Genomic DNA, 16,617 nt, shown 5'->3' with positions numbered 1-16,617 from the left:
TAGTAGCGGGGGCCCGACTCGAACGGACGACCTTTGGGTTATGAGCCCAACGAGCTACCAACTGCTCCACCCCGCAATATATCTTAATAACACGCTTGTTATCTGTCCCAAATGCGGATGCAAATATAGACTATTAAATATTAGCATGCAAACTTTTTTAATTATAAAAACGCGACTCCAAACCTTAAAACCTTCCTAAAACACAGGCTGGCAGAACACAACCATAGATAAAAAAAAGCGTTTCTGCAGAATTACAGAAACGCTTCATCAATAACCTAAACCCAAATCTATGAAAAAATCAAAAGTAATAAAGCAAGCACTATGCCATTCGCAAGTCAACTAATAGCCTAAAAAGTCAAAAAGAATTAAAAGGTGTAATAAAATAGATTTAAAACCTTTGTGGCACATCCAATCAATTCTTAATTTTGCCCCTTATATAAAATAGCATCTATGAGCGAGGTTAAAAAAACGGAGTTAGGACAATTAGGAGAGTTTGGATTAATACACCATCTGACAGATAATATTAAATTAAAGCACCCTGCAACCATTAAGGGCGTTGGCGACGATGCGGCTGTGTTAGATTTTAGCGATAAGAAAACAGTTGTTACAACAGACCTTTTATTAGAAGGCATTCATTTTGACTTAACCTACACCCCACTTAAGCACCTTGGCTATAAAGCGGTAGTGGTTAACGTTAGTGATGTTTATGCCATGAATGCAACCCCGAAGCAAATTACCGTGTCACTTGGCTTAAGCTCAAAGATGTCGGTTGAAGCATTGGACGAACTTTACGAGGGCATTTATGCAGCTTGTGACTATTATAATGTTGATTTGGTTGGTGGCGACACCAGCTCTTCATTAACCGGTCTTACCATAAGCGTCACCGCCATGGGAGAGGCTGATGCCAGCAAATTAACCTACCGCAATGGAGCTAAACCCAATGATCTCATTTGCGTTTCAGGTGATTTAGGTGGTGCATATATGGGTTTGCAACTATTGGAGCGTGAAAAGAGAGTATATTCAGATAACCCAGGTGTTCAACCCGATTTGAGCGGATACGATTATATTTTGGGTCGCCAGCTTAAACCAGAAGCACGTAAAGAAGTAACAGAACTACTGCAGAAACTGGAGGTAGTACCAACAGCTATGATAGATATTTCAGATGGCTTATCAAGCGAACTGATACATATATGTTCTCAGTCAAAAACAGGCTGTCGGGTATATGAAAACAAGATTCCTATCGACCCCACAACAGCTATGCTGGCCGAAGAAATGGGCATTAACCCGCTGGTGACGGCACTGAATGGCGGCGAAGACTATGAGCTACTCTTTACAATCAGCCAGAGCGATTATGAGAAATTTAAAGATGCAGGCGATGTGAATATTTACATCATAGGACATATTACCGAAGAAAGCAAAGGGAGCTACTTGGTTACCAATGCCGATCAGGAAGTGGAATTACAGGCTCAGGGCTGGAATCCACTAAAAAATAAACAGTAAATAAAATAGCTGATGTGAAAAGTTTTTGCATCAGCTATTTCATTTATATCTTTACAGCATAACCTAATTCATAATGTACGAGTATATCAGTGGCAAAATTGCCGAATCTAGTCCTGCCCATGTTATTATTGATGTTAATGGCATAGGCTATTTATTGCACATCTCACTTAATACTTTTTCGCGCCTCGATGGCAAAAAGGAAGCCCAGCTATTTATTCACGAGAACATACGCGAGGATGCCTTTGCCTTATATGGCTTTGCCGATCCATCGGAACGTGATTTGTTCCGTCACCTCATTTCGGTCTCTGGCATTGGAGCTAACACCGCCCGCATGATGCTTTCATCGCTTTCTCCAGAAGAGTTGAGTGGTGCTATACTTACCGGTAATGTAAATGTCATTAAAGGAGTAAAAGGTATTGGAGCAAAAACAGCCCAACGAGTAATTGTCGATCTGAAAGATAAATTAAGTAAAGAGCCAGTCGATCAGAAAATTTTCGCAACACAAGACAATACTATCCGCGAAGAAGCGTTATCTGCATTAGTAATGCTAGGCTTTGCCAAAGCAAGCGCCCAAAAAGCTCTTGACAAGCTTTTGGCTCAATCACCCGACTTAAAGGTGGAAGACTTGATTAAGCAAGCCCTTAAAATTATGTAATTATTCACATTACATTGAATCTTTGAGAAAAACGCTACAATATACGATTGCCTTTATTGTATTAACCATCACGTTTGCCGTTGGTAGTACTTCATCTTCGCATGGTACAACCAGTAATTATAAGGAAATATACTTCCAGCAACCCGACTCACTTAAAGTAACAGAACCGGTTGATCTTAAGTACCAGATTAACGATAACAGTGGTAATCCGTTGCTGGAAGAAGAAGAGCAAGGCGGCCTCAACCTCAGCGATCCTTCAAACATGGATTACCGGGCCGAGTATGACTATAAAACAGGCAATGTTACCCTATACCGTAAAGTAGGCAACATGGATGTGAGACTGCCCTACTCCATGCCACTTGATGATTACCTCGACTACAACACCCGTAAATCAGTTATCTCCTACTGGCGACAGAAACAGCAGGAAGAGGCCAACCAGTATGGCGACAACTCAGTTTTCAACCAGATGTGGAAGAATGTTGGTGGCGAAGCATTTGAAGGGATATTTGGCAGTAATGCCATTAATGTGCGCCTGCAGGGCATGGCCGAACTTAAAGTGGGCATTCAGCATACCAAAATAGATAACCCGACACTACAGGAGCGCTTACGAAAAACCACCACCTTCGATTTTCAGGAGAAAATACAAATGAACCTGAGTGGAAGTATTGGTGAAAAACTGAAATTGGGCGTTAACTACAATACAGAAGCTACTTTCGATTTTGAAAACCAGATTAACCTAGAATACGAAGGAGGTGAGGATGATATTCTGAAAAAAGTAGAAGCCGGTAACGTAACACTGCCACTACCCGGAACACTAATTACGGGTAGTCAAAGCCTGTTTGGGGTAAAGACTGAAATGCAATTTGGTAAGCTTACCGTAACAAGTATCTTCTCGCAGCAAAAAGGCGAAACATCTGTAATGAGCATCGAAGGTGGCGCACAAACTCAGGAGTTTGAAATACATGCCGATAGATACGATCGTAACCGTCACTTCTTTTTGAGTAAGTATTTCAGAGATAATTACGATAAAGCACTGGAGCGCCTCCCACTTATCAACAGTCCCATTAACGTTACCCGCGTTGAAGTATGGGTCACTAATAATCGTAGCGATGTAAAGGAATCTCGTAATATTGTGGGATTTGTCGATTTAGGAGAAAACCGCCAGCACACCCACAACACAAGCCTGTGGGGCGGGCAGCTTAATGTTTCGCCTCGTAATGAAGCAAACAACCTGTATGCTCAAATGAATTCGACATATAACTCTGTGCGCGACATTAACAAGGTAACTGCCACACTTGCACCGCTCGAAAACAATTATTTCTACAACGCCATTGACTACGAGAAGCTGGAGAATGCCCGCAAACTATCCGACACTGAGTATTCAGTGCATCCCAAATTGGGTTATATCTCTTTAAACACCTCGCTCAATGCCGATGAAGTACTGTGTATAGCTTACGAATATACCTACAACGGCCAAACCTTTATGGTTGGTGAATTTTCGAATACTCAAAACGAAGCAGAGCAAACATTATTTCTTAAGCTGCTAAAGCCCACCAACCTGTCTCCAGGCATCATAAAGGGCATTAATAAGAAAAACCCAACTTGGGACCTGATGATGAAAAACATCTACTCGATTAATGCCTACCAGATTAATCGTGAGGATTTTATCATGAATGTCACCTACACCAATGACAGTACCGGCGGCGACATTAATTACCTGCCCGAAGGGCCTGAAAATGTAATGGGGCAGTTATTCATTCGCTTGATGAATCTGGATAACCTCAACTCCAATAATGATTTTCAACCCGATGGTATATTTGACTACGTTGATAACATCACCATCAAACCTGATAACGGACGCATCATCTTCCCGGTGCTGGAGCCGTTCGGAAGCAATATGAAAAAGCAGCTGGGCGGAGCACTGGCCGACAAAGATTTGGTGAAGAAGTATGTTTTCCAATCACTTTACGATAGCACACAGATTCTGGCTGAGCAGGATGCCTCGCGCAACAAGTACAAGCTAAAAGGCCGCTATAAATCCAGTTCCGGTTCCGAAATTTCGCTTAACGCGATGAATATCCCTCAAGGTTCGGTAATAGTTACTGCAGGTGGTATTCGTTTGGTCGAAAACCAGGACTATACGGTTGATTACACATTGGGTCGGGTGCGCATCATCAATCAGGGTATCCTGTCCTCGGGCACACCTATTCAGGTATCACTCGAAAACCAATCACTGTTTGCTCTGCAAACCAAAACACTGATGGGGACTCACCTCGATTATCAGTTCAACGAAAACTTTAATGTAGGTGGTACCATTATGCACCTACGCGAACGGCCCTTAACACAAAAGGTAAATATTGGCGACGAGCCAATTGCTAACACCATCTGGGGTTTAAATACCTCTTTCTACACCGAGTCGATGGGTATTACCGAAATCATTGATAAGCTACCGCTGGTGGAAACCAAAGAGATGTCGAGTGTCACCTTTGAAGGGGAATTTGCTCAGCTGATACCCGGACACCCTAAAGTCATCGATGAATCAGGTACATCGTACATTGATGATTTTGAAGGCACACGTATCCCCTACGACATGCGTAACTGGCTGGCCTGGCAACTGGCCAGTACGCCACAGGGACAAGAGGAGCTTTTTAAAGAAGCCGGATTGATCGATAATCTTTATTCAGGCATTAACCGGGCACGTCTTGCCTGGTATACCATCGATCCACTTTTTTTACGAAAGAGTACGCAAACACCGGGGCATATTAAAGCAGATGAAGAGCAAAAGAAAAACCACTTTGTAAGAGAAGTATATGAGCAGGAGATTTTCCCCAACCGCGAAGCGCCATATGGCCAACCCACCAACCTGCCCGTACTGAACATTGCCTTCTACCCGCGCGAACGTGGTCCGTATAACTTTGACGCCGGAACAAGCGGTGCAGCCACTGATAATTATGGTCATGGTATCAATCGCGATGGTTCGCTTAAAAATCCGGAGGAACGATGGGGAGGTATGATGCGTCAGGTTAACGTTCCAGACTTTGAAGCCGCCAACATCGAATACATCGAATTCTGGATGATGGACCCGTATGTATACAACGACGGGATTCAAAAAAATGACGGAAAAATCTATTTTAACCTGGGTAATATTTCGGAAGATATCTTAAGAGATACACGTAAATCTTTTGAGAATGGCTTACCTGGCCCTGGTGAACCTTTTGATGTGGATTCTACCAACTGGGGATATGTACCACGTAAGCAGAACCTGGTTAACGCCTTTAGTAACGACCCGGCTACGCGCTTGGCACAGGATGTGGGCTTAAATGGCATGAACTCTGCCAAAGAACGCTATTTCTATCGGAAACAACCCTATGCCTTTCTGAATGTTATAGAAAGCATGGGAGGTGATTTGGACGAAGCAGCCCGCCAGGCACTTTTGGCCGACCCGGCATCAGATGATTACCTCTACTTTCTGGGTGGTAAGCACGACGAAAATGAGACGAGCATCCTGGATCGCTATAAGCTATTCAACAACCCGGAGGGTAACTCCCTGCCTTCAGAGTTTGAAGGTGATGGCACTAAACGAGCAGCCAAAGCACTGCCCGACATGGAAGACATTAACAACGATAATACTCTTAGTGAAAACGAGAGCTATTTTCAATACGAGATACCTATCTCTAAAAACACCATGAGTATTGAGGCGAACCCCTACATTGTGGATAAACGAGAAAGTACAGTTGAAGATAAAAATGGTGTGCGAGCCAATTGGTACCAGTTTCGCATACCGATACAAAACCCAACAGCTACCATTGGCTCCATCAGCGATTTAAGAAGCATCCGCTTCATGCGTATGTTTATGAAAGGTTTTAGTGACACCACCATCCTGCGTATGGCAACGCTCGACCTTATAAAGGCCGACTGGCGTAAGTTCACCGAATCACTCTACGAAAACGGTGCTGGCAATGCAGATACGAAATTTGAAGTATCCGTAGTAAATATTGAGGAAAGCTCGGAGAAGACGCCTGTTAACTATGTGCTTCCTCCGGGCATCGATCGTGTTATTGACCCGGCTAACCCGCAACTCCGTGAATTGAATGAGCAATCATTACTACTGAAGGTACTGGATTTGGCTGGTGGTGATGCCCGAGCCGTATACAAGAACGTGAGTATCGATATCCGTCAATATAAGCGTATGAAAATGTTTATTCACGCCGAAGATGTGGATGACAGAGGCTTGTTGGATAATGAGATGATGGCATTCATCAGGGTGGGTAGTGATTACAACGATAACTACTATGAATATGAAATACCTTTAAAATTGACGCCTAAAGACAGATATAACAATAATAATATTGATGACCGATATAAGGTATGGCCCGAGGAAAATGAAATGAATATACCCCTTGAGCTGTTTCAGACAGTTAAGCTGCGCCGTAACGATGAGAAACGACAGGAAGGCTCCGACATAACATTTAATCAGGTGTATATTATGCCCGATCCTGAAACGCCAACCAACTTTGTGTCAGTGAGAGGTAATCCGAACCTGAGTAACATCCGAACAATTACCATGGGTGTGCGAACCCGAGGCTCAACAAGCAAATCGGTTGAAGTATGGATGAATGAATTGCGCCTGACCGACTTTAATGAAGAAGGAGGATGGGCAGCCAATGCCCGTATGACCGTTAAACTGGCCGACCTGGGTAATGTATCGGTAGCTGGTAAGAAAAGCACCGTTGGCTGGGGTAGTATCGACCAAAATGTCCAGGAGCGCAGCCAGGAAGATTTCTTCCAGTATGACATTGCCACCAACCTGGAACTTGGCAAACTGCTTGGGCCTGAATCAGCGCTTAGTGTGCCATTCTATTTTGGTTACTCAAAATCAGTGGCCAGTCCTAAGTATTACCCACTCGACCCGGATATTCCATTAGATGTGGCACTTGACAATGCCGAAAATGAAGCAGCCAGAGACTCCATTAAGGATATGTCACAGAATGTGATTAAACGGAAGAGTGTCAATTTCACCAATGTCAAATTACTTCCTAAGAAAGAAAAAGTACACTTTTATAGTCCTTCAAATATATCGGCTACGTATTCGTACAACGAAACGACCAGGCACGATGTAGAAACTGATCATTCAACGGATAAAAATTACCGGGGCATCTTAGCCTATAATTACAATGCCCGCCCAAAAGCAGTGGAACCGTTTAAGAAGAGCTTTAATAGCAATGCACTGGCATTGGTTCGTGATTTCAATTTTTATTATCTGCCCAATCAAATATCGTACAGTTGGGAATTTGACCGGCAGTACCGCGAAATACAACTGCGCAACAATACCGGTTCACCAATAAGTCCGGCCTTAACCGTATCGAAGGATTTTGACTGGAATCGTCACTTTGACATGCGCTACAACCTCACCAAATCGTTAAAACTGAACTTCAGGGCTATTACCAATGCGCGAATTGATGAACCGGAAGGAGCTGTTAATAAAGATTACGACCGCGATGCTTACTACGAATGGCGCGATGAAGTGTGGCGCAACATTAAAAGCATGGGCCGAACAACTACCTATCAGCATAATTTTGATGTAAGCTATACGCTACCAATCAATAAAATACCGATGCTGGATTTCACCTCTGCCACACTGCAGTACCGTGGTATGTATCAGTGGGAAGCCCAACCTTTGTTTGAAAATGAGAGCGATTCGCCTGATTGGGGAAATACGATTCGTAACTCAAATGTAGTACAGGCCAACGGTCAGTTAAACATGACCACTTTGTACAAGAAGGTATCATACCTAAATGAACTGGATAAGAAATACCGTTCATCGAGAAGAAGAACAACCAGTAATAATGATGGTAAACGCACCGTTAGGTATAACCAAACCAACGTAAAACTGGATAAGGATGCCGCCATCACCATCAATCACAAACTAAAAACAACCGAAACCTCAGTAAGAGTATTTGACGCCACTGGCAAACCTGTGCGCGGGCAGGTGAATACACTCGGGAAGAATAAAGTGGAGTTTGTACCCGAGAAATCCGTTGAAAACGCGCGTGTGATGGTAACCGGTACAGTAACCGAAAACAATTCGCCAATGCAAAAGGTAGTGGACTACACTGCCTTGTTAATGACGTCGATTAAAAACATGAGTGTTTCTTATTCGGAACAGAACGGAACTATTCTGCCGGGTTATACGCCTGCTGCTGGTTTTATGGGTACATCAACTGGTTTTACTGCACCGGGTGTACCATTTATATTAGGGTGGCAAGATAGAAATTTCGCTATCGATGCCGCCAATAATGGCTGGTTAACAGATGACACAACCATGGTGAATCCTTATGTGATGACACATGGTGAAGATTTCTCAATTAAGTTTACACTGGAACCCATACGCGGACTGCGAGTTGACTTAAATGCCGACAGAAGCTATGAACGAAATATTAACGAATACTATTTTGGGGGCAGCTCAACAGCAACCGGGCGCACTGCCAATGGTCGTTTCTCAATGAGTTTTAATGCTTTTAAAACAGCCTTTGACAAACCTGAAAGAACGGGAGCCTTAACTTCTTCTACCTTCGATGAGTTTAAAAGTAACAGGCAGATTATTGCCAACCGGCTTGGAACAACAGATTTAAACGACCAGGAGGTATTAATTCCGGCGTTTCTGGCAGCATATTCGGGTAAGAGTGCCAATTCCATTTTTACCGAACAGTTTCCATCCCTATCAAGAATACAACCAAACTGGCGTGTTACATATGACGGATTGTCACGAATAAAGGCTTTCCAAAAGGTTATTAAGTCATTCGATTTGACACATGCTTATCGTTCAACCTACAATATGGGAGCCTATATCTCACGTACGCCGCCTGAGGCCGATGGAATTATTACCGAATACGATGTAAATGCCATCACTATTACCGAGCAGTTTAGTCCACTGATTGGCGTAAATGTGACCTGGACCAATTCAATTACTACCAGAGCAGAAATTAAAAAAGCCCGCACACTAAGTTTAAGTATGGGTAACAACCAGGTGATAGAAAACTATAATGATGAGCTGGTGATCGGTTTAGGTTACCGTTTTGATAAAATGAACCTCATCTTCGGAAAAGGGAGCAGCCAGAAGTCAATCAGTAACGATTTAAATATCCGCGCCGACTTTTCCATTCAGGATAACATCAGCTTTATCAGGAAAATTCAGGAGGATTACAATCAGCTGACAGCGGGTTTGAAAATTACAAGTGTAAAGTTCACGGCTGATTATGCCTTAAGCGAGCGCTTTAATATGCAGCTGTTTTACGACACTAAAGTTAATACACCGTATGTATCGTTATCTTACCCGATAACTAACTCTAATTTTGGTGTGAGTTTTCGCTTCTCATTGGCACAATAAAGTTGGATAATTAACAATCCCAAAAGCTCCATCAGTTGAATTGCGTTTTTGTTCACACTTTTATTTATGATTTTTATTAGGGTTTGGCTAGTAGTAAGTTTTGTTAATAGTTGATACAATGCATCTTACAACCTAAAAAGCCGCAAGATTGAAAATGCCCTTGCCTGCAAGTCATAGAATTATTTTAATAAATTCTTTACATTTGAATCATCGTAAATAAAATAAATCGTTCAATCATGAATGTACCTGAAAATCTAAAGTATACAAAGGACCACGAATGGGTTCTAATTGATGGTGATACAGCAACCATTGGTATTACAGAATTTGCTCAAGGAGAGTTGGGCGATATCGTTTTTGTTGAAATAGAAACTGAAGACGAAGAACTGGATAAAGAAGAAGTATTTGGTACTATCGAAGCTGTAAAAACTGTTTCTGACCTGTACATGCCAATTACTGGTAAAGTAATAGAGGTTAACCCAGAGTTGGAAGACCAGCCAGACCTTGTTAACAAAGAGCCTTTTGGCGGCGGTTGGATGATTAAAGTAAAAATTGCCGACACTGCTGAATTAGATGACTTACTTACAGCTGAGCAATACAAAGAAGTTATTGGTTAATCACAACCTTTATACGAACAAAAAAGCGGCCAAGAGGTCGCTTTTTTTTATATCATTTGTTCTTTGAAGCTCTCCTTTATTCGTGAAAGTTCCAAAGCCGGATATTTAGTCTGAAATTCTTCCGCCTTTTTAATATGATTTCTTACAAAAGTTTGATGAGCTTCAGAGCTTTGATTAAACGGTCGATGTTTAGCGGCCTGAATAAGCTTTGACAATTGAGCTAACACACTTTTTGCATCAGCGTCAAACTGCGATTCAATAAATTTCTCCCGGATATATTCAACTGCCTTATCAGAAGGGTGCAGCATATCATCGGCGAAGAAACGATAATCGCGTAAATCGTCCAGCAATAATTCATAAGATGGAAAATAAGTAGCAAAATAACACTCCTGTATGAGCTGCTCAATAGCCAATAGCAATGTGGCTTTACTTAGCTGATTGCCATGTGCCCCATCTTTCCAGTGCCGGACAGGACTAACGGTAAAAATCACCCGCAAGTTAGGGTTGCACTCACGAATGGTGGTTAATAGCTCATGGTAACGGCTCACAATGTCGGCTACCGATAAACGATAACGGGTAAAATCACGAGCCGGATATTTGTGGCAGTTCGATACCACCATACCAAGCGCATGGTATTGATACACCCACGATGTACCAAAGGTGATAACTAAGACATCTGCCTGCTCCAGAAAAGCCGTACTGGTCATTAATGAGGTATTAATCGCATCGAGAAATTTATTCTTATCAACATGGTTAAACTGGCTATGATGATAGAAGGTATGATGCGTTCCGTTATGTAACAGTATATCCTCGTCGTTAAACGATTGATGGTTGATCATACGTTCTAAGGATGTGGCAATCGAAAACGGGTTGTACAATACTCCAAATGGATTAACCAAGGCATTCAGGCAATTGCCCGAAAAGTAACTACCGATATTAGAAGCAAAACAGCTACCCATAAACAATAACCTGGAATCGTAGCCGATTAACTCATCTGCCTTATCAACCGTAATTTCTGTTCTGAACTTATCCATAATTTAACAATTGCATTGCCAAGTTACTAAATCTGACAAAAAAACCGCCTGACCAATGGCCAGACGGTGTCATATCTTATCGAAATGTGTATCTGCTACATTACAAGCTTATAGCCCTTACCATGCACATTAATGATTTCAACACTTGGCTCATCTTTAAGATGCTTTCTTAGCTTCGTGATGTAAACGTCCATACTACGCGCATTGAAGTAGTTATCATCTACCCAAATGGTTTTCAAAGCAAAATTACGCTCTAATACTTTATTCGCATTTGTACATAACAGCTTCAGTAACTCTGACTCTTTTGTAGTCAGTTTAATGGTATTTTCACCTTCAATTAGCTGCTGCTTCTGAGTATCAAACTTATATTTTCCAAGTTGATAGAACTCTTGTGCTGTATTCCCCCCCTTAGTACGGCGTAAAATAGCTTCAATACGGAACAATAATTCTTCCATACTGAAAGGCTTGGTCAGATAATCATCTGCCCCTATCTTAAAACCCTGAAAGATATCTTCCTTTAATGATTTAGCTGTCAGGAAGATAATTGGCACTTCAGTGTTTACCATTCTGATATCTTTAGCCAATGAAAACCCATCTTTTTTAGGCATCATAACATCCAGAATACAGATATCGTATTTGTTAGCCATAAACGCTTTATAGCCTTCTTCGCCATCAGGTAATAAATCAGTCTTCAAACCTTTTGCTTCTAAATATTCACGAAGCAACATACCTAGATTCTCATCATCTTCGGTTAGGAGGATTTTATATTCTTTTTCCATTCTTTTGTGTTTTTTAGAGGTAGGAAAATGTCAAATTTTGTGCCAACTTCTATTTCGCTCTCAACGGAAATCTGACCACCATGGTCATCAATGATTTTTTTTACATATGCAAGGCCTAATCCGAAGCCTTTTACATTATGCACATTGCCCGTTGGAACGCGATAAAATTTTTCAAATATTCGTTTGAGGTTATCCTTTGATATCCCCATGCCATTATCTTTAACAGAAATAACGATTCCATTGTTTTTGTTCCATGTTTTTACATAAAGCACAGGAGCCCCTTTCCTGTATTTAACGGCATTGTCGAGCAAGTTATAAATAACATTTGTAAAATGCACCTCATCTACGGTAATAATGCTGTTTTTTGCTTCCAGTCGTTCAAATATTTTACCTTGCTGATTCTCAACCTTAATACGGAAGTTATTGGTTACATGATGTATCAAATCGTTTACATCCAATCGCTTAAGCTTAAGCCCCGACTTGCCTTTCTCAAAGATAGCCATCTGCAGCACCTTCTCCACCTGAAAACTTAATCGTTTACTTTCATCCTGAATCACCCCGGAAATGTGCTGTAAGGTCTTGGGTGTTTTGGCCACAGAACCATCTTTTAACATCTGCGATGCCAGCGATATGGTTGAAATAGGGGTCTTAAATTCATGGGTCATGTTATTGATAAAATCATTCTTTATCTGATCCAATCGCTTTTGCCTGACAATAATAATAATCGTAACAATAGACAGTAAAATCACAATCAGTGTGAATGCGGCCGAAGGTACCACTAAGCCCATAGATTCCAGAATTGGATTTGGCTTCTCTGGAAAATGTAACTTCAGATAATTAGCTTGTTTGTGATAGTCATTGGGGAATAGCAATGATGAATATAAATCAGAAGGCTTATGCTTTTCATAATTCTTGGTTTGGTGCACTGTTTGCCCTTTCGAATTTATGATAGCAAACTCAAACGGCACTACTATCCCTTTCTCCTCAAGATGCTGAAATATATATTGTTCCAATCGAAAAACATCAATACGATTCTCAATTGGTTCATCCTGCAGTAAAGCTTTTTCCTGTGCCTCACGCTGTTTATTGTAACGACGCCGCCACTCATTTTGAATGGCACTCATGGCTCCCGTAAACGGATCCGACCGTTCGCTGCTAATGTATTGGGTCCTGCCTTTAAAAGTGGTAACAAGTGAGTCTCGGAAATATTGAGAAAAACTATATACGCCAGAGGCATTTAAATTAAACTGAATACTGATATCTTCCTGAACAACACCATTATCAATTTTTTCTTTCCCCTTAAAATATTTATTATCACTACGCAGCTTGGCTGGTACATTACTATTATCAAATGAAAACTGTGGACTACGGGCGAAACGCATGTCTTCGTCCTTCTCTAAGCGAACAACCACCTGGTCCAGCGCCTGCATGGCAGATTTATCAAACTGCTCTTCTTCAATCTTTGAAGCATTTAAAATCCACATGGCCTGAATGTATGTGATTCCAACCAATGCTATGGCCATTATTATAGTTAGCCCAAGAATGAATTTTTTACTCATAGAAACAAAAATAGCAGGCTAAAAGGATTATCCTCTCTAATTAACATTAATTAACAGCACTTTTCTCTAATGGCATGCTAATCACTTAATTTGCATCCTTATTCCGTAAAACTCTGAGGGCGATTTTAGCGGCATTTTGCTGTGCTTCTTTTTTGGAAAAGCCTTCTCCCTGACCAATCACTTCACCATCTACAGCAGCCCGAGAAATAAAAGTTGGTGCTATAGCGTCAGTCAGATGCTTTTCTTCCGTAATGAAATGCACACTACGTTTATGCTTTTGTCCAAGTTCAATAAGTAGCGACTTGTAGTTACTATCCTTTTTGGCAATAGCTTTCAGATCGATATAGCGATCAATTATACGCTCAACAATAAATATTTCGCAATCCTTATAACCCTTATCTACATATACTGCACCTATCAATGCTTCTAAAGCATCACCCAATATACTGGTTTGAGCAATATCAATTTTTGATTGTGCATCAATCCAGTTGCCTAATCCCATTTTAAGTGCAATTTTATTCAGGCGATTACGATTAACGATACGAGAGCGGGTTTTGGTAAGGAATCCCTCGTTTTTTGTAGGAAAATGCTTGTATAATTGGTCAGCAACAATAGCTCCAAGCATTGCATCGCCTAAAAACTCCAGGCGTTCATTATTAACAAAGCGCTTATCCTCCCCCTTTTTCATGGCGGACTTATGGATAAAAGCCTGTTGATAAATTTGAATATTATCAGGCTTTATGCCGGTTGCATCCTTTATAAAACTATAAAACTTTTCCCTCCTTGGAGAGAAAAGTTTTATAATGTGCAAAAGCGGTTTAATCACAGCTTTTTACAATGCTTTAAATACCACAGATGCATTGTGACCACCGAATCCAAATGTATTGGATAAAGCCACTTTAACAGTACGTTCCTGCGCCTTATCAAATGTAAAATTCAGCGCATTGTCAATTTCCGGATCGTCTACAAAGTGGTTAATGGTTGGCGGTACAATACCGTTCTTAATGGCAAGGATACAAGCCATAGACTCTACAGCCCCGGCTGCTCCAAGCAAGTGTCCGGTCATGGATTTTGTTGAACTGATGTTCAATTTAAAGGCATGCTCACCAAACACTTCTTTAATAGCTTTGGTTTCAGCAATATCACCTAACGGTGTAGATGTACCATGTACATTGATATAATCTACTTCAGTTGGATCAATATTGTTATCCTTTAAGGCATTTTCCATAACCCTCTTTGCTCCCAATCCCTCTGGATGCGGTGCTGTTAAGTGATGAGCGTCGGCTGTCATACCTGCGCCTACTATTTCACAGTAGATGTTGGCACCACGGGCCACGGCATGCTCATATTCTTCAAGAATAATAGAAGCACCTCCTTCTCCCATCACAAATCCATCACGCTCCTTATCGAATGGACGAGATGCAGTTTTAGGATCATCATTACGGGTTGACAAAGCTTGCATAGCATTAAATCCGCCAACACCGGCTTCATTAATAGCAGCTTCTGAACCTCCGGTTACAAATGCTTTGGCTTTACCTAAACGAATTAAGTTATAGGCATCGCCAATTGCGTTGGTTGATGAAGCACAAGCCGAAACAGTACCGAAGTTTGGTCCGCGGAAACCATATTTCATAGAAATATGCCCCGGAGCAATATCAGCAATCATTTTCGGAATAAAGAAAGGACTCAAACGTGGTGTTCCGTCCCCTTTAGCAAATCCTGACACTTCATCAAGGAAAGTCTTCAATCCGCCGATTCCAGCACCCCAGATTACACCAACCTCGTTAGTGTCGATTCCTTCGGCATCAAGCTTTGCATCAGCAATGGCCTGATCGGCTGCAATCATAGCATATTGAGCGTAAAGATCGAGCTTGCGCACTTCTTTACGATCAAAATACTCTTTCGGATCATAGTTCTTTACCTCACACGCAAATTGCGTTTTGAATTTAGAGGCGTCAAATTGAGTAATAGGTGCAGCACCACTTACTCCATTAACCAGGTTCGTCCATGTCTCTTCAACAGTCTTACCCAGCGGGGTAATGGCACCCAGCCCCGTAACAACTACTCTTTTTAACTCCATAACTACTTTTAACGTATCCTACTCTTTCTTACTTTGCGTTTTCTTCGATGTAAGCAACAGCATCACCTACTGTACCGATATTCTCAGCCTGATCATCTGGAATAGCAATGTTGAATTCTTTTTCGAATTCCATAATTAATTCTACAGTGTCAAGTGAGTCAGCTCCTAAGTCGTTAGTGAAGCTAGCTTCTGGTGTAACTTCAGTCTCGTCAACTCCCAACTTGTCTACGATAATTGCTTTTACTCTTGATGCAACGTCTGACATAGCTCTAAGTTTTTTTAAATTAATACTAATAAAATGTTCTTAAACAACTTTGCAAAGAAATACATTTGTGGATAATAATTCAAACTTCGTGTAAAGAAATTAACATTTCATGGTCATTTTTGGCTATTTTTGTCCCTGATTTTTGCTATTTTTTAAACGCGCAAACATAAGAAAATGAAAAAGATAGTTCTCTTTGCATCCGGCTCCGGATCAAATGTGGAAAACATTGTTAAATATTTTAAAGAAAACGGTAAGGTCGAAATAAGCAAGGTCTACACAAACAATCCAAACGCCTATGTAATAGAACGTTGCAAGCAACAGGGAGTCCCTTACATGGTATTTGGTCGAAAAGAATTCGCCCAAAACCTCTTAGTTTTAGAGGATTTACGCGCCATTAACCCCGATCTGATTGTGCTCGCCGGCTTCCTTTGGCTGGTACCTGGTGCCTATGTAAATGCCTTTCCTGATAAAATTATCAATATTCACCCGGCGCTTCTGCCAAAATATGGAGGCAAAGGTATGTATGGACAGCGTGTTCATGAAGCGGTAGTGGCCAATGGCGAATCTGAATCGGGTATTACCATCCACTATGTCAATGAAAAATACGATGAAGGTAATATTATATGTCAGGCCAAATGTAAAGTCTTAGCTGGCGACACATCTGACGAAGTGGCTTCAAAGGTGCATCAACTGGAATACGATTATTTCCCTAAAACCATTGAAAAGCTGCTGCTTTAACGGGCA

At 41.3% G+C, this 16,617-nt stretch carries 11 protein-coding genes and 1 tRNA gene; 5 read left to right on the top strand and 7 right to left on the bottom strand.

Features of this window, described 5'->3' with window-relative positions; genetic code table 11:
- Positions 1–3: 3 nt before the first annotated feature.
- A tRNA-Met gene (locus KDU71_RS20335) sits at positions 4–76 on the bottom strand.
- 374 nt (positions 77–450) lie between these two features.
- Here KDU71_RS20335 and thiL point away from each other — a divergent pair.
- The 4 genes from thiL to gcvH all read left to right on the top strand — a co-directional run bounded on the left by thiL (position 451) and on the right by gcvH (position 10,156).
- On the top strand, positions 451–1,500 hold the full coding sequence (gene thiL, locus KDU71_RS20330; RefSeq protein ID WP_212192956.1) for a thiamine-phosphate kinase: 1,050 nt from the start codon (positions 451–453) through the stop codon (positions 1,498–1,500).
- 73 nt (positions 1,501–1,573) lie between these two features.
- Positions 1,574–2,155 carry a Holliday junction branch migration protein RuvA gene (gene ruvA, locus KDU71_RS20325; protein ID WP_212192955.1) on the top strand — a complete coding sequence of 194 codons (582 nt, stop codon included), beginning with the start codon at positions 1,574–1,576 and terminating at the stop codon, positions 2,153–2,155.
- 22 nt (positions 2,156–2,177) lie between these two features.
- Positions 2,178–9,542: a T9SS outer membrane translocon Sov/SprA gene (gene sov / locus KDU71_RS20320; RefSeq protein ID WP_212192954.1), complete on the top strand. Its 7,365-nt coding sequence runs from the start codon at positions 2,178–2,180 to the stop codon at positions 9,540–9,542.
- Positions 9,543–9,778: 236 nt separating this feature from the next.
- The gene (gene gcvH, locus KDU71_RS20315; RefSeq protein ID WP_212192953.1) at positions 9,779–10,156 is read left to right on the top strand and encodes a glycine cleavage system protein GcvH; all 378 of its coding nucleotides are present in this window, start codon (positions 9,779–9,781) and stop codon (positions 10,154–10,156) included.
- A 47-nt stretch (positions 10,157–10,203) separates the two neighbouring features.
- Here the strand turns inward: gcvH and KDU71_RS20310 are convergent, their stop codons facing one another.
- The 6 genes from KDU71_RS20310 to KDU71_RS20285 all read right to left on the bottom strand — a co-directional run bounded on the left by KDU71_RS20310 (position 10,204) and on the right by KDU71_RS20285 (position 15,873).
- On the bottom strand, positions 10,204–11,190 hold the full coding sequence (locus KDU71_RS20310) for a GSCFA domain-containing protein (RefSeq protein WP_212192952.1): 987 nt from the start codon (positions 11,188–11,190) through the stop codon (positions 10,204–10,206).
- A 95-nt stretch (positions 11,191–11,285) separates the two neighbouring features.
- Entirely contained in the window at positions 11,286–11,969 is a 684-nt protein-coding gene (gene rprY, locus KDU71_RS20305; RefSeq protein ID WP_212192951.1) for a response regulator transcription factor RprY, read from the bottom strand.
- On the bottom strand, positions 11,942–13,528 hold the full coding sequence (locus KDU71_RS20300; RefSeq protein ID WP_212192950.1) for a sensor histidine kinase: 1,587 nt from the start codon (positions 13,526–13,528) through the stop codon (positions 11,942–11,944). The genes rprY and KDU71_RS20300 overlap by 28 nt, the downstream gene beginning before the upstream one ends.
- An 85-nt stretch (positions 13,529–13,613) precedes the next feature.
- A complete protein-coding gene (gene rnc, locus KDU71_RS20295) occupies positions 13,614–14,354 on the bottom strand; it encodes a ribonuclease III (protein ID WP_212192949.1) in 741 nt (246 codons plus the stop codon).
- A 6-nt stretch (positions 14,355–14,360) separates the two neighbouring features.
- The gene (gene fabF, locus KDU71_RS20290) at positions 14,361–15,608 is read right to left on the bottom strand and encodes a beta-ketoacyl-ACP synthase II (protein ID WP_212192948.1); all 1,248 of its coding nucleotides are present in this window, start codon (positions 15,606–15,608) and stop codon (positions 14,361–14,363) included.
- A 28-nt stretch (positions 15,609–15,636) separates the two neighbouring features.
- Positions 15,637–15,873: an acyl carrier protein gene (locus tag KDU71_RS20285; RefSeq protein WP_200466673.1), complete on the bottom strand. Its 237-nt coding sequence runs from the start codon at positions 15,871–15,873 to the stop codon at positions 15,637–15,639.
- Between the two features lie 174 nt (positions 15,874–16,047).
- Here KDU71_RS20285 and purN point away from each other — a divergent pair, with 174 nt between their 5' ends.
- Positions 16,048–16,611 carry a phosphoribosylglycinamide formyltransferase gene (purN, locus tag KDU71_RS20280; protein WP_212192947.1) on the top strand — a complete coding sequence of 188 codons (564 nt, stop codon included), beginning with the start codon at positions 16,048–16,050 and terminating at the stop codon, positions 16,609–16,611.
- Positions 16,612–16,617: the final 6 nt, after the last annotated feature.

This window comes from Carboxylicivirga sediminis, from assembly GCF_018156225.1.
GTDB classification, from domain to species: Bacteria; Bacteroidota; Bacteroidia; order Bacteroidales; family Marinilabiliaceae; genus Carboxylicivirga; species Carboxylicivirga sediminis.
Note: the sequence above shows the minus strand (reverse complement) of the source record. Positions and strands in the feature narration are given on the sequence as shown.